The 19,337-nt window shown below is 53.4% G+C and carries 16 protein-coding genes; 13 read left to right on the plus strand and 3 right to left on the minus strand.

The window, feature by feature from the left end; genetic code table 11:
• Positions 1–2 precede the first annotated feature (2 nt).
• The 4 genes from FHS18_RS25020 (at position 3) to FHS18_RS25035 (ending at position 3,314) form a co-directional block, all read left to right on the plus strand.
• Complete coding sequence (locus FHS18_RS25020; protein ID WP_183603127.1) at positions 3–725, plus strand: 4'-phosphopantetheinyl transferase family protein; 723 nt, start codon at positions 3–5, stop codon at positions 723–725.
• Positions 726–736: 11 nt separating this feature from the next.
• Positions 737–2,287: a cysteine peptidase family C39 domain-containing protein gene (locus tag FHS18_RS25025; RefSeq protein ID WP_183603128.1), complete on the plus strand. Its 1,551-nt coding sequence runs from the start codon at positions 737–739 to the stop codon at positions 2,285–2,287.
• A gap of 92 nt (positions 2,288–2,379) precedes the next feature.
• Entirely contained in the window at positions 2,380–2,766 is a 387-nt protein-coding gene (panD, locus tag FHS18_RS25030; protein WP_183603129.1) for an aspartate 1-decarboxylase, read from the plus strand.
• A gap of 26 nt (positions 2,767–2,792) precedes the next feature.
• Entirely contained in the window at positions 2,793–3,314 is a 522-nt protein-coding gene (locus FHS18_RS25035) for a YbaK/EbsC family protein (RefSeq protein ID WP_183603130.1), read from the plus strand.
• 497 nt (positions 3,315–3,811) lie between these two features.
• Here the strand turns inward: FHS18_RS25035 and FHS18_RS25040 are convergent, their stop codons facing one another.
• Entirely contained in the window at positions 3,812–4,753 is a 942-nt protein-coding gene (locus tag FHS18_RS25040) for a ribose-phosphate diphosphokinase (protein WP_183603131.1), read from the minus strand.
• Positions 4,754–5,018: 265 nt separating this feature from the next.
• Between FHS18_RS25040 and FHS18_RS25045 the strand changes: the two genes are divergently transcribed.
• Both FHS18_RS25045 and nudK read left to right on the plus strand, forming a co-directional pair.
• Positions 5,019–6,203 carry a methyltransferase domain-containing protein gene (locus FHS18_RS25045; protein ID WP_183603235.1) on the plus strand — a complete coding sequence of 395 codons (1,185 nt, stop codon included), beginning with the start codon at positions 5,019–5,021 and terminating at the stop codon, positions 6,201–6,203.
• A 4-nt stretch (positions 6,204–6,207) separates the two neighbouring features.
• Positions 6,208–7,212 (plus strand): GDP-mannose pyrophosphatase NudK, encoded by a 1,005-nt coding sequence (gene nudK / locus FHS18_RS25050; protein WP_183603132.1) that lies wholly within the window; start codon positions 6,208–6,210, stop codon positions 7,210–7,212.
• 104 nt (positions 7,213–7,316) lie between these two features.
• Here the strand turns inward: nudK and FHS18_RS25055 are convergent, their stop codons facing one another.
• Complete coding sequence (locus FHS18_RS25055) at positions 7,317–7,583, minus strand: hypothetical protein (protein WP_183603133.1); 267 nt, start codon at positions 7,581–7,583, stop codon at positions 7,317–7,319.
• A 251-nt stretch (positions 7,584–7,834) separates the two neighbouring features.
• Here FHS18_RS25055 and FHS18_RS25060 point away from each other — a divergent pair, with 251 nt between their 5' ends.
• The 7 genes from FHS18_RS25060 to FHS18_RS25090 all read left to right on the plus strand — a co-directional run bounded on the left by FHS18_RS25060 (position 7,835) and on the right by FHS18_RS25090 (position 18,271).
• Positions 7,835–9,391 (plus strand): response regulator transcription factor, encoded by a 1,557-nt coding sequence (locus tag FHS18_RS25060; protein WP_183603134.1) that lies wholly within the window; start codon positions 7,835–7,837, stop codon positions 9,389–9,391.
• Positions 9,388–11,103 carry a cache domain-containing sensor histidine kinase gene (locus tag FHS18_RS25065; RefSeq protein WP_183603135.1) on the plus strand — a complete coding sequence of 572 codons (1,716 nt, stop codon included), beginning with the start codon at positions 9,388–9,390 and terminating at the stop codon, positions 11,101–11,103. The genes FHS18_RS25060 and FHS18_RS25065 overlap by 4 nt, the downstream gene beginning before the upstream one ends.
• Positions 11,104–11,217: 114 nt before the next feature.
• The gene (locus FHS18_RS25070) at positions 11,218–12,609 is read left to right on the plus strand and encodes an extracellular solute-binding protein (protein WP_183603136.1); all 1,392 of its coding nucleotides are present in this window, start codon (positions 11,218–11,220) and stop codon (positions 12,607–12,609) included.
• A 124-nt stretch (positions 12,610–12,733) separates the two neighbouring features.
• On the plus strand, positions 12,734–13,690 hold the full coding sequence (locus FHS18_RS25075) for a carbohydrate ABC transporter permease (protein ID WP_183603137.1): 957 nt from the start codon (positions 12,734–12,736) through the stop codon (positions 13,688–13,690).
• The gene (locus FHS18_RS25080) at positions 13,687–14,490 is read left to right on the plus strand and encodes a carbohydrate ABC transporter permease (RefSeq protein WP_183603138.1); all 804 of its coding nucleotides are present in this window, start codon (positions 13,687–13,689) and stop codon (positions 14,488–14,490) included. The genes FHS18_RS25075 and FHS18_RS25080 overlap by 4 nt, the downstream gene beginning before the upstream one ends.
• Before the next feature lie 945 nt (positions 14,491–15,435).
• Positions 15,436–15,969 carry a collagen-like protein gene (locus FHS18_RS25085; protein ID WP_343060671.1) on the plus strand — a complete coding sequence of 178 codons (534 nt, stop codon included), beginning with the start codon at positions 15,436–15,438 and terminating at the stop codon, positions 15,967–15,969.
• Positions 15,970–16,138: 169 nt separating this feature from the next.
• On the plus strand, positions 16,139–18,271 hold the full coding sequence (locus FHS18_RS25090) for a GMC family oxidoreductase (RefSeq protein ID WP_246427899.1): 2,133 nt from the start codon (positions 16,139–16,141) through the stop codon (positions 18,269–18,271).
• A 129-nt stretch (positions 18,272–18,400) separates the two neighbouring features.
• Here FHS18_RS25090 and FHS18_RS25095 read toward each other — a convergent pair whose 3' ends face one another.
• Positions 18,401–19,315, minus strand: coding sequence for an aldo/keto reductase (locus tag FHS18_RS25095; protein ID WP_221401457.1), 915 nt, complete (start codon positions 19,313–19,315; stop codon positions 18,401–18,403).
• Positions 19,316–19,337 lie beyond the last annotated feature (22 nt).

The following is a 19,337-nucleotide window of genomic DNA, read 5'->3' on the forward strand; positions in this document are numbered from 1 at the left end:
TCATGAGCGAAGCGTGGAAACCGCTTGTTTATGCCGCTCGTGTGCCGCATGAGATCGATCCGCCTTTGCTCGCGCAAGGGCTGAGCAGGATTTCCGCGGAGCGGAGACAGCGGATCGAGAAGTTCCGTTCCCGGGCAGACCAATACCGTTCGATATTGGCGGAGCTGCTCGTGTGCCGCGTTCTGCGCGATTCATTCGGCCTGGATGACACGGATATCCGATTTTGTACGGGTCCTTATGGCAAGCCGTATTTAGCAGGAAAAGGCCCGTTCTTTAATTTTAGCCATTCGGGGGAATGGGTCATTGCGGTGTTCCATCACAATGAAGTAGGCATCGATATCGAGCAAATACGTCCGATGGAGCGGGATATGGCCGCGCGTTTCTTCGCTCCGGAGGAGAATATGGCCCTTGCCGAGCTGAGTATCGAGGAGTGGACTCCGCGGTTTTATCGGCTGTGGACCATGAAGGAAGCCTATGTGAAAGCAAGCGGATCCGGGCTGCGCATTCCGCTTCATAGCTTTACGTTTCTTCCGGATCAGGATGCAGTCGAACGATTCTGCGTTGTGGAGCGGGGTCAACTAAAGGATGTCAATGTCTATGTATTGCCATGGGGGAACCATTACGCCTGTGCGATTTGCTGTTCCGACAATACGCAGCCCGAAGCGCCCGTAATTATGCAGCCCGAAGCGTTGTTAAGCTCGCAAGTAGACCTAATTTGGGGATAGGGGGTTGAATTATGATTGAACTGCAAGTCCGTCAAGACTTGGCGATCAGCATGAACCATTTGCCGACTTGTTTCGATGATATCGTTGCTACGATTTCCGCTTACTGTAACCGGGACTACGAGTTGATGTACATCAATATCTGGGATTTCCTGGATCTATCAACCGTGAATGGGGATCAGTACTTACAGCGGAAGAAAGATAATCTCCGAAAATACCATGGGATTCATATTGAGTTCAAAGCGGCTTCTTTCTCCGATATGATTCCGGTTATTCAACGAAATGTAAGTCGCGGCATCCCGGTCATTATCGGTTTTGACGGATACTATTGCGAGTGGGATCCGTTTTTTGGGAAGACGCATAACAATCATGCTTGCGTTGCAATTGATATCGATGTCCAAGCACGAGAGATTACGCTGGCGGATCCTTATTTCAACAGAACGAAAGAGAAGGTATCGTTTGACGTTCTCGCAAGAGCGTCCAATCATTATGGAGAGGTTCATATTGGGGGCCAACCTGATCTGGCTGATCGCATGGCGATTCTTCAGCAGGGGTTAAAGCGCATCCAAGAGAACGGCATGATTGAACGGATGCGGGATTTTTCGAATTATATTTCACGTCTATCGGATGAGGACATGGATGCCTTTTACCGTGACGCTATTGAGAGCGCTTCTGGCATCTACAACTACTTTAAGCAGACCATACTGGGCAGGATGCATTTTGGCGTGATGCTGAAATCCTATTGCGAGATCTATAAGACCGAAGAATTCCGAATCTGGAGTGATGAGCTATACGCAATGGCTATATATTGGGAGAGCATTCAGAATCTCTTCATTAAAGCCTTGTATATTGGCAACTTAAAGTCGGTCCAGGAAGAATTGGTCGAAAGAATCCAGGAGGCTGCCCGGATTGAAGAGCGGCTGGTAACCCGTTTCTATCGAAGGGAACAAGTAAAGGAAGAGAATCCGACTGTACAACAAACGCAGTCTGCAAGGAAAACTTATGTCTGCTTTGATCATATCCCGCTGGAAGACCATTACAACAATAAAGGTTTCGCATTGGACCTGGAGCAAGCTGATGATGCGGACTTAACGGGGCTGAACGAATTTTTTCTCATCGATCGAGACTATGACCACATCGTGTTAACCGGTGAGAATTACAGCTTCCAGCTGCCGTGCTTCTCAACCGGAGAGCCGGACAATGTGACATGTGGCAAACAGGAGATTTCGGTTTCAGATAAGGCGTATAGCGGAATCCTGTTGCTGGGTTGCTCGGAATGGGGCCATACAAAAGGCGATATTACGCTGCGTTACAAGGACGGGACGTCAGAGAAGATAGCCGTTCTTATGCCAGATATGGCTACAAAATCTGATGAAATAGATCCTGCCTCTGTCGTCGTTAGCGGACAAACGTATGCGCGAGAGGACGGCCAATGCAGCATAAGGGCGGAGAAGGCTAATCTATTTCGGCTCTTCCTTCCGATCACGGGCGACAAGAGGCTGGCCGGTTTCATGCTGCCGAAAGGCAGTAACATGCATATTGTTGCCCTGACGCTTTGCTGCTAGCAAATGGACGTACATAACCCGATTGCATGCGCCGGTATAATACCCGTCCCATAACCATGACAAGCCAAATTCTTGAGCCGGAGGAATTCACGATGTTTAGAGAAATGCATAAATCGAAGATTCATCGCGCGACGGTAACCGAAGCTAACCTCAATTATGTCGGAAGCATTACGATTGATGAAGAGTTGCTGGAGCGGTCCAATATCTATGAGAACGAGAAAGTCCAGGTGGTGAATATCAATAATGGCGCTAGGCTAGAGACTTACGCCATAGTAGGGCCCAGAGGCAGCGGTGTCATTTGCTTGAATGGCGCTGCCGCGAGATTGGTTCAGCCTGGGGACAACGTGATCATTATTTCTTATGCGTTAATGACCGAAGAACAGGCAAGAAAGCACAGACCGACAGTAGTCGTTCTGGATGAAAATAATAGGATCACCGATGCGCACTATACGGAGGAGCATTCCGTTTCAATTTCATAACCATGAAGAAGAGTGGAGGTCTTTTTTTGGCTACTTATGAACGGATATCCATCTATGAGCGCATCTGCGGGGTCTTGAAGGATAACGGAATCGAGTACAGGGTAATCAACCACGAACCGGAAGGAAATACGGCAAGAGGAAGTCTGCTTAGGGGACATCCTCTCCATGAGGCGGCAAAATCGATGGTTATCGAGGCGAGAAGGAAAGGCGACGTTGGTTACTATTTAGCGGTCATTCCCGGAGATCGACGAGTTCATCACAAATTGCTCAAGAAAACGCTTGGTGTCGAGGATGTTACTCTCGCTTCGAAAGAGACGACGAATCGATTAACCGGCTGCGGGATCGGGGCCATCCCTCCATTCTCGTTTAACCCTGAACTTCAACTCGTCGTGGACTCCAATTTATTGGAGAACGATGAAATCGTGTTTAACGCGGGGGTATTGGACATCTCGTTTACGATCAGCGCGAATGATTATTTAGCGCTTGTCGCCCCGCGATTAGGTTTGTTCACAAAAGCCGATGTGAAAGAATTAGAACTCATTCGATAAGAACGCTAGAACAAAGAGTAGTGATGGCAAGAGGGTGTCCCAAAAGTCATCAAAAAGATGACTCTTGGGATACCCCCGTTTTCAAATATACTATTTGGTTACCGCATCCACTGCGAGGTCGCATGTTCTTCCGATCGCTGTTGTTCCCGGATTCCTTGAATGTAATGGGTTAAGGTAGGAATCCGCCCACGAAGGCGAACGCTATCGCTTCTCCAGAATCATGCGACCTCTCCGTTAGGGGTAACTTTCTCAAAATTTCAAAGCCTGGAGGTTGGGTGGCTTTCGCTTGCCTACAATCTACTGAAGAAAGCAGCAACAGATAAAATAGCAAAAGTGACCGGCAGGTTTAGGACCCGCTCGGTCACTTTTTTGTTCAAATCGAGCTATTTAAGGGTTCACAAGAGTGAAATTGAACCCTTATGGGACAGCTTCTTTGTCCGCGTGCCACACTCGGGCGGCTCACCACTAGATGATGAAGGTCCGCGTGTTCCGGTGCGTTAACGGGGAGCATGCAAGAGGGTATCGATCGATCCGCCTTCGTAAATAATCCGAATCGCGTTCGCAAGGAGCTGCGAAGAGGAGAGGACGCGCAGCTTCGCGTGCCGCTCCGGCGTCTGCTCGATCGTATTCGTTACGACGATCTGCTGGATATGCGCTTCGTGCAATTGGTCCAGCGCGCCGCCGGAAAACAAACCGTGCGCCACGCAAACGTAGGCCTCGTTAGAGCCTTGCCGCTTCAACGCATCTACGGCACGGAGTACCGTATGACCGGTATCGATAAGGTCCTCGATCACGATCGGAGTTCTGCCGCGCACGTCCCCGATAACATGCAGCTCTTCTACAGGGTTTACCTTCTGACGTTCTTTAAGCATGATCGCGAACGGTGCGTCGAGATTCTCCGCCAGTTTCTCCGCGATTTTGGCGCGTCCGGCGTCCGGTGAGACGACGATCGGGTTCGGTATGTTGGCATCCGATAGATACTTGGTGATCAAATCAAGCGTAGTCAAGTGGTCGACCGGGATTTTGAAGAAGCCTTGGATCGCGTCCGCGTGCAAATCCATCGTGATTACGCGATTCGCGCCTACGGAGGTCAAGACGTCGGCTACCATCTTGGCGGAGATGGGGTCGCGCGGCGCGACCTTCTGCAGTTGTCTCGCATATCCAAAGTATGGGATGAGCACGTTGACGGTTTTCGCGGAAGCTCGTTTGGCCGCATCGATCATGACCAATAGCTCGATCAAATTATCGTTCACCGGGTGGGAGAGCGATTGAACGATGAAGACGTCGCACGTACGAACCGGTTCCAGATATCTAACGTAAATCTCGCCGCTCTTAAAGCGAGAGAGCTGGATTTCCCCTTGCTCGACGCCGAGATTCGCGCAAATCTCAGCGGTTAAGGACGGGTTCGACGTACCTGCAAAAATTTTGATTTTCGACATGACATCCTCCAATTAATTGCGTAAAGCGAATGCGGGTTTCTGTCAGAAAACGTTCCATTCGCCAATGTTATGTCTATTATACCCCTAAACGTTGGACATACAAGATTCTTCTCCTCTCGGGAAGAGTTCGGCTCGCAGTCCTTGAGTTGGCGCTTGGCGTCCGGACGAATTCTTAATTGAAAAATAACGCTTGCAGGTTACGTTACGTAACCCGATATACTAGCTTTAACCAGTCAAGCATTCCAAACGGAAGGAGGAGGGCGTAATCGAAACGACTTATTTCACGACGGGACAGTTGGCGAAGTGGACGGGGCTGACGCTTCGGACCTTAAGGTATTACGACCAGATCGGACTATTGATTCCAGGCGAGGACCAAATAGGTGCGGCGCGAAGATACAACGTGAATGATCTTAGACGGCTGCAGCAAATCCAGACGCTAAAGTATGTGGGGTTGTCGCTCGAGGAGATCGGACATCTTCTCGCCGCAGAGAGGGACGCGGGACGGGAAATTCGGGACTCGCTTCTTGCTCAATTGGATGTGCTGCGGCAAAAAATGATGCATACCGAGAATGTCGTCAAGGCGATCCGACGGGCATTGGAGGAGGGCGAAGGGTCTGGCGAGAAGGGCTGGAATCATCTCGCGAATATTATTCAGGCCGTGCAGACGGAGCAGAAGTGGGGAGAACAGTATCGGAGCGCCGCGCGCTTACAATCGCGCATCCACCTGTATGATCGATTCTCCGTCAATCGGCACGGATGGCACAGATGGGTTTTCGAGCAACTGGGGACGGAGCCGGATGTACATGTGCTCGAGGTAGGCTGCGGGGACGGTTCCTTATGGCAGCGCAATGCCGATCGCATACCGGAGAGTTGGCGCATCACGTTAACGGATCGTTCCGAGGGGATGTTGGATGAGGCGCGGAGCCGGCTTCAAGGGCTGCCCCAGTTCAAATTCCTGGTCATCGATGCGCAGGACATCCCTTTCCATGACGGGCAATTCGATAAAGTGATCGCGAGCAATATGCTTTACCATGTGCAGAACATCCCGCAAGCCATCAAGGAAATCCATCGCGTTCTCCGAAAAGGCGGTCAATGCTATACGACGACGATGAGCTTGCGACACCTGCAGGAGGTAGAGCGGCTGGGAACGGATTTTGACCCGGAGATGGAGGTGCTGGATCGCGTCATTGAGCGATTTCATATGGACAATGCGGCCGAGCAGCTGTCCCCTTTCTTCCATGAGATTCTACCGTTCCACTACGAAGACAGTCTGATCATTACCGAATCAGAACCCCTGATCGAATATATGACCTCTACGCCAATGAATGCGCGGTCACGACTGCAGGGAGCGACGTTGGATCGTTTTAAGGCCTACGTGGAGCAAATTCTGGAGCGGGAAGGCGCTCTGCGGGTTTCGAAAGAAAATGGTTTGTACAAAGGGAGGAAATGACAAGATGGACAATCACCCTAGAATTCGCAAGATTACCGAGGAAGTGCTATCCGACAATTGGTATGTGCTTAAGAAGGTTTCGTTCGAGTACCAAAAAGAGAACGGGGAATGGGAAAAACAGGAACGCGAAGTTTACGATCGCGGCAACGGCGCGACCATTCTTCTCTATAATCGGGACAAACAAACGGTCGTGCTGACCCGCCAGTTCCGGATGCCGACTTACAAGAATCACAATCCTTCCGGAATGCTGATCGAAACATGCGCGGGATTGCTGGATCAAGAGACGCCGGAAGCCAGCATCATTCGCGAGACGGAAGAAGAGACCGGATACAAGCTCACGAAGGTCCAACAAGTCGGAGAAGCGTATATGTCTCCAGGGTCCGTAACGGAGATTGTTCATTTCTATGTCGGGGAGTACGACGAGACCATGGCATCGGGCACGGGTGGCGGACTTGACGAGGAGCAGGAAAACATCGAAGTGTTGGAATTGCCGTTCGACCATGCCTTAGAGATGATCCGAACCGGCGAAATTCGGGATGGCAAGACCATTCTGCTGCTTCAATACGCTGAGCTGCACGGCCTGCTGGGTCGGAAGGAAGTCGATGAAAAAGAGCGCGGCCCCATGCATATTCTCGTCGCAGGACCGTATCGGTCGGGAACCGGCGATGATCCGGAGAAAATCGAACAAAACGTCCAGTACATGAACCGAATAGCCCTGCATCTTTATGAAGCCGGACATATGCCGGTATTAGGGGAATGGTATGCGCTGCCGCTGGTCGCTACTGCAGGTTCCGCAGGCATTGGCGACGAGATATTCAATCGCATCTTCCATCCGTCATCCGAAAGGCTCCTCCGCCATTGCGATGCCGTAGTGAGGGTAGGAGGTCCTTCGGCAGGCGCCGACCAAATGGTGAATGCCGCGAAAGCGATGGGGAAGATGATCTATGAGAAACTCGAGGATATCCCGAAGGCTGCATGCTTAGCGTTGCCGGTGCAAGGTTTGGACTGAGAGCTTAAGTTATACACACAGAGGAGCAGTATGCCAACATGGCAGCTGCTCCTCTGTCATAAAGCGGAACTTACATCGAGATCATCCGCTTCGGTTCATGATAATTAGGGTTTGTACACCGTTCCCGCAAATTTGCAGTAATATTGCTGCCCGTTGTTATACCCGCCGTTATAATTCCAGCCGCCGCCGTCGTACAGATACACAACCCCGCTATAACCGTCCGCATCCGAATAATAGGTGCTGGTCCCGCATTGATTTCTCCAGATTCCAAAATCCACATACTTCGATCCTTGCGCGAAAGCAGATACGGGAAGGCTTAATGCCACGGCCAGCACGCCTGCGACAAGTATGGATTTTTTGAATATCTTCATCAGTTTCACCCCCTTTCATAGTAGGGAATTAGTAGAGGCGAATTGTGCCGTTTCGTAGTTGTAACTAGATATTACTATAAAAATCCAAAAGTGGAAGAGCCAACGCCGCGACTTCACTAAAGAGGTTGAAAAAACGATATAAAACCAAAAAAAATGGTATCTAGGAGCATCCGCTGATCGCAGTTAATAATGAATTGCTCCTGTCCCCAAACTCAGGTATCGTAACGGTATATTGGTAATGGAGGGAATTCATGGACCGAATAACCGTCATGATTGTAGACGATGAGGTGCTGGCGATCGAGCATCTCAAGCAAATGCTGGATTGGGAGTCGGAAGGTTTTCGAATCGTCGGTTCGTCCTCCCGTCCATTGCAAGCGCTTACCAAAGTGGCCGAGCTCAAGCCTGATTTGATCATTGCGGATATCCGGATGCCCCAACTGGATGGCATTTCATTCAGCAAGCGGGTAATCGCCGCCGGACACCGCTGCCGGATTATTCTGCTCACCTCGTACAAAGAGTTCGATTATGTCAAAGAGGCGCTCTCGATTGGCGTTGCCGAATATTTGGTCAAGCACGAACTCGAGCCGGAAACCCTGCGCCGGGAGTTGATCAAAGTGAGGACGGCTGCCTTAGAGGAGCGGAGGAGAAGCGCCATGATGTTGCGGCAGTATCTCAAAGAGCTGACCGAGGGTAATACGCCGGCAGCAGAGCTTGAGGCGGCATCCGTGGAGCAGGTGAACGTCAAAGGCCGGGAGTTTACCTATGTGCTGTTGTCGGCGGAAGGGCATTTGTCGGTATTGCCGGTATTCGAGGGACTTGAGGTACCAGCGTTATCGAACATCGAGATTCCACGACTGCCATTCCACGAAATTGAGCTAGCCTACAAGAAGAAGGGCCGAATCGGCTATTTGCTGTCGGCCGAACCGGTCGCAAGCAAGAAGGAAGCGGCTGAGCGGAATCTCGAGGCCGCCGTGATGGTGCAGCGTGATGTGCAGTCTACCGGCAAGGCCCGCCGGATCGCCGTTGCCTATTCCGAGCCGTTTAATCGTCTTGCCGATCTGCAGCGGATACACAAGGCAACGATGGAACAACTGACGGCAGGCGTACTGTTCGATGATGCCGCTGTCGTCGAACCCGGTTCGTCACGCAGCTCCACCATGCGCCGCGAGCAAGTCGCGGTCACGCGAGACAGGGTTGCTGAGACCATAGCCAGCGGGGATGCCGCGGCGATCGCAACTTATCTTCATGCCTCCTTCGATCACGTAATTCGGACGAGGAGTCTTGGCGAGGTATCCGAACTGTGCGAGGCATGGACCTCCGCGCTGGATACGTTCCGGGTTGAACGCGGGCTGCCTGCACTGAAGCAGCTCATGGAGGAGGGCGGCATCCGGACGGACCAATGGCGGACGTTGGCAGGCATACGGGCGTGGTTGCATGGGAAGCTGGAAGAGGCATTTGCCAGCGGCACACATCAGGGGTACAGCCGCAAGATCCGGGAGACGATGGAGTATATTGCCGCCCATTACGCGGAAGAACTGAGCGCGGAGTCGATTGCGCTTCATCTTGGCATCAGCGGCGAGCATCTGCGCCATTTGTTCAAGCAGGAGACCGGCCAGACGCTGCTCGACTACATTACGATGTATCGAATCGAGAAGGCGAAATCGCTGCTCGAGAGCGGCCGATTCAGGCTCTACGAGATTGCCGGGAAGGTCGGCTACAAGAGCAGCCATTATTTCAGCAAAGTATTCAGCAAGCTTGTCGGCATGTCCCCGCTCGATTATGCGGAAGCCAAGGGTACCGTGCAATGAAAATGACGATTCGGACCAAAATCTTGGGCAGTACCGTGCTCGTCGTCTCGTTGTCCCTCATTCTCAGCAGTTATATTGTTTTTACCAATATGGCCCGAATCGTACGGGAGCAAGCGGTCAAGGACAATATGACGAAGCTTGCCCAGACGTCGTCATCACTCACGCGCATGCAGGACCGGCTGTTCAAGACCGCGGAGACGATCATCGCCGATGATGAGATCAATACCCAACTCATCCGTAAACCCGAAGCTTCGATGGCGGAAGCCTATTTTGATCAAGTGGCGGTCATGAAGCAGCTGAAGCGTTTCGTCGCGTTGGACGCCAGCCTGCTCAACATTATGATCATTCGCTATGACGGCAAAGTGTTCTCGAACTACAGCGGGTATGACAGCTACTATGAAGCGTACCTCCAGGAAGCGTGGTTCGCGCCGTTCAAGAGCGGCAGCGGCGGGACGCGCTTCTCCGAAGTGCACGAATTCAGCTATATCAATGGCGAGCAGGACGTGATCAGCTACGTCATCCCGTACCGGAACTGGGAAGACAAGACGCAGGACGAACCGTATTACCTGGTCATGGATATGAAGCAGAATGAGATCGCCAAGGTGTTCAAGGAGAGCCGGGAAGATTTCGAGCGCATCGTGCTGCGAAGCGGGGATGGCCGGATTATCTACGATACGGAAGCTGCGTCGCCCGGGCAAGGTCTGCAGCCAAGCGGCGACTTTCTCGCGCTTCGTTACGACGCCATGAGCGAAGGGTGGAGCCAGGAAGCTTTTATCTCGAAGCGCAAGCTGTACGAGAGCATCCGTCCGCTGCTTCTTTTTCACCTGGCCATCGCCGCAGCCGGATTGCTGTTCATTCTGCTCTTGGTGCTGCCGCTGATCTTGAATTTCACCAGGCCGATCACCGTCCTGGCCCGCGCGATGCGCAGAGTGTCCGCCGGAGAGCTGCGCACGAGCGTGAACATCCGGAGCGGGGACGAGATGCAGGTGCTCGGCGAGGGCTTTAACCAAATGGTGCATGAGCTCGATACGTGGATGAAATCGGCGATGAGGGAGGAGGAGATGAAGCGGAATATGCAGATCAATCTGCTTCTCTCCGAGATCAATCCGCATTTCATCTACAACACGCTGAATACCGTCATCTACCTCTCTCACGCCGAGCGCAGCAAAGATACGATCACGATTACGAAGGCGCTGATCGATATCCTGCAAGATACGATCAAGACCGGGGAGCAGGCGTTCTTCTCCACCCTTGCGCAAGAGCGGCAACTGGTCGAGAAATACGTCAGCATCCAGCAGTACCGCTATCCCGGACGGTTCCGTCTCGAATGGGAAATTCCGGAGCAACTTGGCTCATGTGCCGTGCTTCGGCTGATGATTCAGCCTCTGGTGGAGAATGCGCTGTTCCACGGTATCTTCGATCTGGAGGAGGAAGGGGTCATCACCGTGACAGCTCGTGCAGACGATAGCGACTTGTTCGTAACGGTGGCGGATAACGGAATCGGGATCGATGACCGGCCGTCGGCGCTGGATTGGAAGCGCAGTCCCGTCCATTCCGGACAGACGAAAGGGATCGGTCTTGCGAATATACAAGAGCGCATCCTCTTCCATTACGGCGAGCCGTACGGCATCGCCTTCGAGTCGATCTCAGGCGAAGGAACCTCGGTCACGATTCGGCTCCCGTATATCGCCGAGGCGGAGCGAACCGCTTGAAGCCAGGTAGCCGGATTGTGAGGCAAATAACCGTTTCGGTTTATTTCTGCCTGGCCATTAAAGCGCTATCATAATCGTAGAAAGCGAATTCATCACGCAAATGGAGGGGTTCACGTGAAACGGAAACGCATATCCTGGCTGACGACGCTTGTATCGCTCGGGCTGGTCTTTGCGCTGGTCCTGACAGGCTGCAGCGGCAACGGCAACAACGGCGGAAAAAAGGAAGGCAATTCGGCTGGCGCCGGTACGGAGGGCAATACCGCTGAAGAGGGAGCGACGGACGGCGCAACATCGGCTGCCGACCTGAAAGGCACCATTAAAGTGTGGGACTGGGACGAGGCGTTCCTGCAGCGAATGGTGCCGGAGTTCAACAAGCTGTATCCGAACGTGAAAGTCGAATACACGGTCGTCAACAACAACGACTACATGCAGAAGCTGCAGAGCGGGATCGCGTCGGGTTCGGACGTGCCTGACGTGCTGCTCGGCGAGATGAACTACCGCGGCCAGCTTTTCGATCTCGATGTGCTCGATAACCTGGAGGCGGCGCCGTACAATTTCTCCAAGGATCAGCTGCTTGATTACTTGCCGTCCATCCTGTCCAACTCAAAGGGTGAGCTCGTCGGCGTCGATCAATCGATAACGCCGGCTGGTCTGGCCTTCCGTCGGGACCTCGCGAAGCAATATCTGGGTACGGAAGAACCTGCCGAAGTCGCGGCGATGCTCACCGATTGGGATACGTTTATTGCCAAAGGCAAAGAGGTGCTCGCGGCCAGCGGCGGCGCGGTGACGATGTTCGCGAGCTTCGATGACGCTTATCGCGTTATACGGGAGCAGAACTCCAAGCCGTACGTCGACGGCACGACGATCAACTTGACCGACCGGCTGCAGAAGCCGCTGGAGACCGTCTTCAAGATGAGAGACGCCGGCGTGCTGGGCAAATACGAAGCGTACACGCCAGGTTGGAATGCGTCGTTCGCCAAAGGAGATAACCTCTTCTACCCGATGGCGCCTTGGAGCGCCAAATGGAATATCGCCGCCAACGATAAAGACGGCATCGGCCGCTGGGGACTCATACCGGCTCCGGAAGGCAGCTATACGTACGGCGGAACTTCGGTCGGCGTGTACAAAGGCAGCAAGAACAAGGAAGCCGCATGGGCCTATATCAACTTCGCCTACATGTCGGATGAAGGAATGGCCGTCAGCTACAAGGAGTTCGGCAATATGGCCGGAACGAAGGCATTTTTCGAGAACCACAAGGATTGGATCGAGGCCGGCACGGATTATGATAAGTACTTCGCCGGACAGAACCTGAACAAGACGTTCCTCGAGGAGATCATCCCGACGGTCAAAGCCGATCACCAGACGAAATACAACGCCATGGTGCAGACCGCTTACAGTTCGCTGTATCCGCTCTGGATGAAGGATACGAGCATTACGGCCGCTGCCGCTATCGAGAAGCTGAAGAACGACGTGAAGAACTTGGCGCCGGAAGCGACGGTTAATTAAACGAGATTACGGTCCGGCTGCCGACGGCGGGCGGAATGGACAGACCTCCTGTTGTTAGAGCGACGGGGGGCTGTCGATTCCATGAAGCCAGGTGCTTGCTGCGACTTTGGAAGGGAGGATGCCCATGAGTACGGAAACGGCCGTGAAGCAAGGAGCGGCATCCCGGCTGCGTACCGCGAGATGGTCGGGGGTCAAGGTGTGGCCTTATCTGTTCGCCCTGCCGTTCATTGCGTTCTACTTCACGTTTCATTTCTATCCGCTTGTCTATTCGTTCTGGCTTAGTCTTCACGATTGGAATGGGATCGGCGCCAAGACGTTCGTCGGGTTGCGCAACTACGTCACGCTCCTGACGAAGGATCCGCTTTTCTACAAATCGCTGTACAATACGTTCGTCATGATGCTCATGTCCGTACCGCTGATGATACTGCTCGGCATGGTGCTCGCTTATCTGATTTTTCATCTCACGAAGGGCCGATTATTGTTCCAGACGATCAATTTCTTGCCCTACATTACGACCCCCGTGGCGATCGGATTCATCTTCTCGTTCATGTTCGACTGGCAGACCGGCATCGTCAATGCGATCTTGATGAAGCTCTCGCTCGTCACGGAGGGGTACTACTGGCTGCAGGATCCGTGGATGTCCAAAGCGATCATCGCGCTGATGATCATCTGGCGGAACCTCGGCTACTTCATGGCGATCTATCTGGCGGGCATGACCGCGATTCCGCAGGATATTTACGAAGCGGCCAAAGTGGACGGCTCCACCGGCTTGCACACCTTCACGCGAATTACGCTGCCGATGTTGCGGAACATCACGGTGTTCCTGATCGTCACCTCGATTATCGGAGGGCTGCAGTTGTTCGATGAACCTAAACTGCTGTACGGCGGCTGGTCGGCGAGCACGTCGGGCGGACCGGATAACGCGGCGCTGACCGTCATCTGGAAGTTCATCAATGACTCGTTCATTACCGGAACTCGATTCGGCTACGGTTCGGCGATCGCTTATACGCTCTTCGTCATTATCGTCTTGTTCTCCATTCTCAGTTACCGGCTCAGCGCGGGGAAAGGGGAGAAGTCATGAAGATCGTCAAGTGGATATTCATCATTGCGATTACGGTCATTTCGCTATTCCCGTTCTATGTGATGCTCATGATGTCGACCTACTACTCGGAAAATATTTTCAAAGGCTTGCCGCTGATCCCGTCGGACTATCTGATCGATAATTTGCGGACCGTCTTCAAGACCGACTTTCTGCGCGTGTACGCGAACAGCCTGACCGTCTCGATCGCTTCCGTCGTGCTCGGCGTTCTGACGAGCACCTTGATCGGCTATGCGGTGGCCAAGTTCCATTTCAAATTGAAGCATGCGCTGAACTACTTCATTATCATTACGATGATGGTGCCCGCTCAGGTCGGCCTCATCGGCTATATTATCGAGATGCGCCATATGGGCTTCGGCAATACGCTCATGCCGGTCATTCTGACGTGGAGCGCCTGGTCGTTCGGCGCGTTCTTCATGGTTCAATTCATCCGCGATACGGTGCCGGGCGAGATTCTCGAGTGCGCGCGCATCGACGGAGCGTCGGAGCCGAGAATTTTCTTGAATATCGCCCTGCCGCTCATCAAGCCGGGCATTGCTACCTTGTCCACCTTGGTCTTCCTATGGTCGTGGAACAGTTACCTGCTGCCGCTGGTCACGATTAATAATGCCAAATCGTTCACGCTGCCCGTGTTCATCTCCACGCTCGGCATCGTGCACCGGACCGATTACGGCGCGCGGATGGCCGCGCTTGCGATGGCTACGCTGCCGGTGCTGATCGTGTTCCTGATCGGGAGCCGCACCTTCATTAAGGGCATTACGGCCGGGGCCGTAAAAGGGTAGAGGTATGGTTCAGATAGAGTATTTTCAGATGTTGGATCAGAATGCTAGAGAAGGATATTATTAACGTTTGCATATGTGATATGGGAGCAGGTTAATAGGGTTATAGATGGTGCAGTTGATATGGAGCACTATTTACAATGTTTCATAATGTCCTACTTTGCGGTAATTCAATATGAAAACACTAAACTCTACTAAAGGATGGTATGGATGAACAACGGAGCTTGGGCAAAAATGAAAGAACGCATTGCGTCTGCTCGACTAAAAGTCGTATACAGCGGCTTTGCGATCGCTTATCTGTTTCCGATCATCTATGGAAGCGACTGGCCTGAGGTAGGCTGGTGCTAAGCGTCTAATCCCCGAATGTCAAAGGCCGAACCTTCTCGCGGAGGTTCGGCTTTTTTGACGTTTCACGGACGAAGAGCAGCTTAGATCGTACCATGGCGGCAGCTGCTAGTGAAGCAATAAAAAATAGGTAATCATAAAAATAGGATTACCTAAAAAGAAGATGTTGACTTGAGTTGTCTCTATTAATATATGCTAGCTGGAAGTATCCGTTATAGACGAAAGCTCTCTACTTCCGTTTGCCTATTTTTGATGATAATGGTTTATAGTCTACTATTCATATGATATTTGTCCAATCAATCGACATATAATGCGCGTAAGCTAAATCAAACATCAGGGAGGTGTTTGGAAATGAGTTGTCAGAAAAAAAGATGCATAAAGAGAACGGTTGTCGTTTGTCGTCCGAAAAAAAGAAAAAAGAAACCGATTGTACGTGTCATAAAAAAAATAAGGTTATCGTGTCCGCCGCCGAAAGTCAGAGTTGTAGCTCCAACTGTAGTGGGACCTATTGGTCCACAGGGGCCGATAGGTCCTGTTGGACCCCAAGGCCCAATTGGTCCGCAAGGGAATACAGGGCCGACCGGACCGGGCGGGCTGCCAGGTGTGGCAGGTCCTCAAGGTCCCCAAGGTTTAACGGGTCCGCAAGGACCTGCAGGTCCCCAAGGTCCAGCCGGAGTCGGGCAGATCGCTTTCCGTTGCAGCGATGAACAACAAACCATTGCTCCGGCCTTAGTTGCGGGAGGCCAAGGCGGCGCCGTTTCATTCACAGATTCAATCAGCAATACAACAGCGATCTCATTCCCAGGGCCGACGACCATAAGCATTAACCAAGCCGGCGTTTATCATATAAGCTGGGAGGTATTCCCGGTAGAAGGCAACACCGTGTTCGGATTGTTCTATGACCCGGATGCCGCCGGGCCAACGCCTCCGTCTCTGGTCCTTTGCAGTAACTACGGTTCTGGCTCAGGCAACCAGTCCTATCAAGGGCAAGTTGTAACTACCTTGGCGGCTGGCGGCATTCTAACATTAAATCGTATGGATTCAATGGGGACGGTCATTTTACAGAATGGTATCAGTGGCGGCGGGGTTACGACGCCAACGGTAAGCGCTTCAATCGTAATCGAAAAAATAGCGTAAGGTAGTCATAGAGGCAGCCGGTCTGTGTTAGTGAGACCGGCTGTCTTTGTCGTAATCAGAGACGGGAAGTGCTTGAATTATTAGAGATAAAGGATAAGATGGAAATAGACTTATCCTGCATAGAATTTATCGGTTGAACGCAGTAGAACAAACGGGCGGAGGGCGTTGAATGAAGCATGGGGACCAGATGGTTTTTCTAAATGAGATTTACCCGATTTTGAAAGCGGTTTCTGATCGAATGATTCCGGAAGATGACTGGCCTTCGGCGACCGATGTCGGCGTCCTGACCTACTTGAAGAATCGCGCCGAGGAAGATGAGACAACATGGAGATCGGTGATCGTGCCCGGGCTTCGCGCTTTAGATGCGGCTGCGGTAGCCCGCCATGGCCGGCAGTTTCCGGAGCTTGCTTCTCAGGAGCAGGACGGTCTGCTGCAGGAGGTGGAGCAGGACTCCTTCCGGGACTGGCCGGTGTCGTCCAAACATTTCTTCCATACGCTATTAAGCTTCGTTGTGGAGGGGTATTACGGTAGTCCTGAATTGGGAGGGAATCGGGAGGCTAAATCATGGGCAATGATCGGCTTCCGGCCGGGTCCCGTATCGGAGAATCATCAAACCGTCCAGGAGACTGAGTTGCCGCAAACGCGATTCGATCAGCTTCGCGACCAGTATGATGCGATCATCGTAGGCGCGGGGGCTGGCGGCTCCGTCGCGGCAGCTGTATTGGCCGAGTCGGGACTTCGCGTTCTGGTCGTCGAGCGCGGAAGCTGGCTGCCCTACAGCCAAGTCGGCAACGATCATCTGCGTAACCATCGCTTCAGTAAGTATGGCCATAACACGGGACCGACGCTCGAAGGGAATCCGCGAACGATCCTGCTCGCGGACGGGAATGAACGGATCACGAGGCCGCATGAGGGCGATTATCACAATAACGCGATGACGCTTGGCGGAGGCACTCGCATATACGGTGCGCAGGCGTGGCGTTTCCACCCGGACGATTTCCGTATGGCAAGCCGTTACGGAATACCGGAGGGCAGCTCGCTTAGCGATTGGCCGATTCGTTATGAAGACCTTGAGCCTTATTACGAGCGGGCCGAATGGGAAATCGGCGTGTCCGGCGATGGTGATGCTCATCCTGGACGCGGGGAGCGAATGCGCACCTATCCGATGCCGCCTCTTCCGAGAACGCTGGAAGCCGAACGTCTTGCCCTGGCGGCGGAGAAATTGGGATGGAAGGCGGGCCCCGTACCGCTTCTCATCAACTCCGTCGACAGGGATGGCCGGCCGGCTTGCGGACGATGCGGCCAATGCGTAGGATTCGCTTGTCCGACCAACAGTAAGAATGGCGGGCACAATACGATGCTCTTACGGGCTGTCGCATCCGGTAATTGTGACCTGATCTGCGATACGATGGTCGAGTCTATTAGCACGGAGGACGGCAAGCATGCCACAGGCGTTCGTCTTGTACAGCAATCGGAGGGATCGATTCAGCGGAAACAAGTACGGGCAGCGCATGTGGTAGTTGCCGCTGGCGCGATCGAGAGTGCGCGTCTTCTGCTGAACTCGGCGAGTGACTCGGAGCCGGATGGGATCGGCAACCGCTACGGGCAAGTAGGCAGACATCTCCAAGGGCATGTATATTCGGGGGCTTACGGAATCTTCGATGAGCCGGTTCAAGACGGTCTAGGCCCGGGTGTAAGCATTGCCACTTTCCACTTTGACCATCGCGGCGAAGAAAGCGTGATCGGGGGCGGGCTGCTGGCCAACGAGTTCACCCGTCTGCCGCTCATTCATTGGCATCGGGCGCTGGCGCCGCATGCTCCGCGATGGGGGAGCGCGGGTAAATCGGCGATGCGGGATACTTATTTGCGTACCGGTCAAATTATGGGGCCGATTCAAGAAATTCCGACTCCCGACTCGAGAGTGCGTTTATCCCAGTCTGTCAAAGATCGCTTCGGGATCCCTGTCGCTCAGCTCTCCGGAAGCGTTCACCCCGAGTCCATTCGCGCTTCGGCCATGCTGGCCAAGCAAGCGGAGAAGTGGCTCCGGGCCGCGGGCGCGCGCGAGGTGTGGCGGAGCGAACCGGGAGGCGGACTTAGTGCCGGACAGCATCAGGCGGGCACCCTGCGCATGGGCCATGACCCAGCGACGTCGATAACGGATCCGGAAGGCCGTGTTCACGGGTACGACAACCTCTGGGTATGCGACGGTTCGGTCCATGTGACCAACGGCGGCGTGAATCCGGTCCTTACGATTCTTGCCTTGGCATTCCGCACGGCTGAGAACTTGGTGAAGCAAAGGTAGACACCAGATGCGCATACGTAAAGTGTATTGGCGAAACAGCAACTCATCCATCATCCTGAAGGAGAGGTTGTAAGCGAAAAATAGGCCTCCGCGGTTGCGACAAGTCGCTTCTGCGGAGGCCGTTTATGCTTACGGGGGCGTAATCGCGTTCGGCGCGATCGCGTCCAGACGTTTCTTTGCTTCGGTATAGACATCATCCGGCAGCTTGCCTTTGGCGGCATGCCTCAGGTTGTCTGACAGATGCTCCGGATTCTTCGTGCCGACAATAGTCGTGTCCATATGAGGATTCGCAAGCGTGAATCTGAGCAGGAATCCGGTCCGCGTCTCGCCCTCGCCGAGCAGCTCGTCGAGCTTGGCCTGTTCCCAGATCGACCAGCGGTCTTGCGAACCGCGGCCATAACCGGGCTCCCCTTGCCCGACGCCTCCCCGGACGATGACGCCCGCTCCGCGCTCGCTTGCCGCCGCAATCCATGGTTCGTGTTCGCGTTCGAGCCCGGAGTAGGGAATCTGGTACGTATCGAACGCGTCCTGAGCAATGAATCCGGGCAAATTCGGCATGTAGGAGGATACCCCGATCCAGCGTACCTTGCCCGTTGCCTGGATTTCCTTCAGCACGTCGACTAATTCGCCGTCTTCCGCCTGTTGAACGGTAGGTCCGTGGAGCTGCATCAGGTCGACATAATCGGTCTTAAGCCTGCGCAGGCTCGTATCGATATTGTGCAGCAGGTTATCGCGCGTCCACACGTGCGGCGTCTCGTCATGGTCGCCATGATCGACCAGCGTGCAGCCGCACTTGGTCGCCAAGTAATATTCCGCTCTGCGGTGGCTGATGAACTTGCCGATCAATTCCTCGCTTCTCCCGTAATCATAGGACGTGTCGATGAAATTGATGCCGGCGTCAAGCACGGCATTCAAGATCCGCGTCGATTCCTCATCGGAGACCGGCCTGCCACTCCATACTCTGGGGCCCCGTATTTCCATCGCGCCGTAGCCTAGCCTTGTCACTTGAAGGCCGGTTCGGCCAAGCGCAGTTTTCTCGATCATAGTAAACTCCTTTCTTCGTTCG

This window comes from Paenibacillus phyllosphaerae (assembly GCF_014192105.1).
Lineage (GTDB): Bacteria > Bacillota > Bacilli > Paenibacillales > Paenibacillaceae > Paenibacillus_Z > Paenibacillus_Z phyllosphaerae.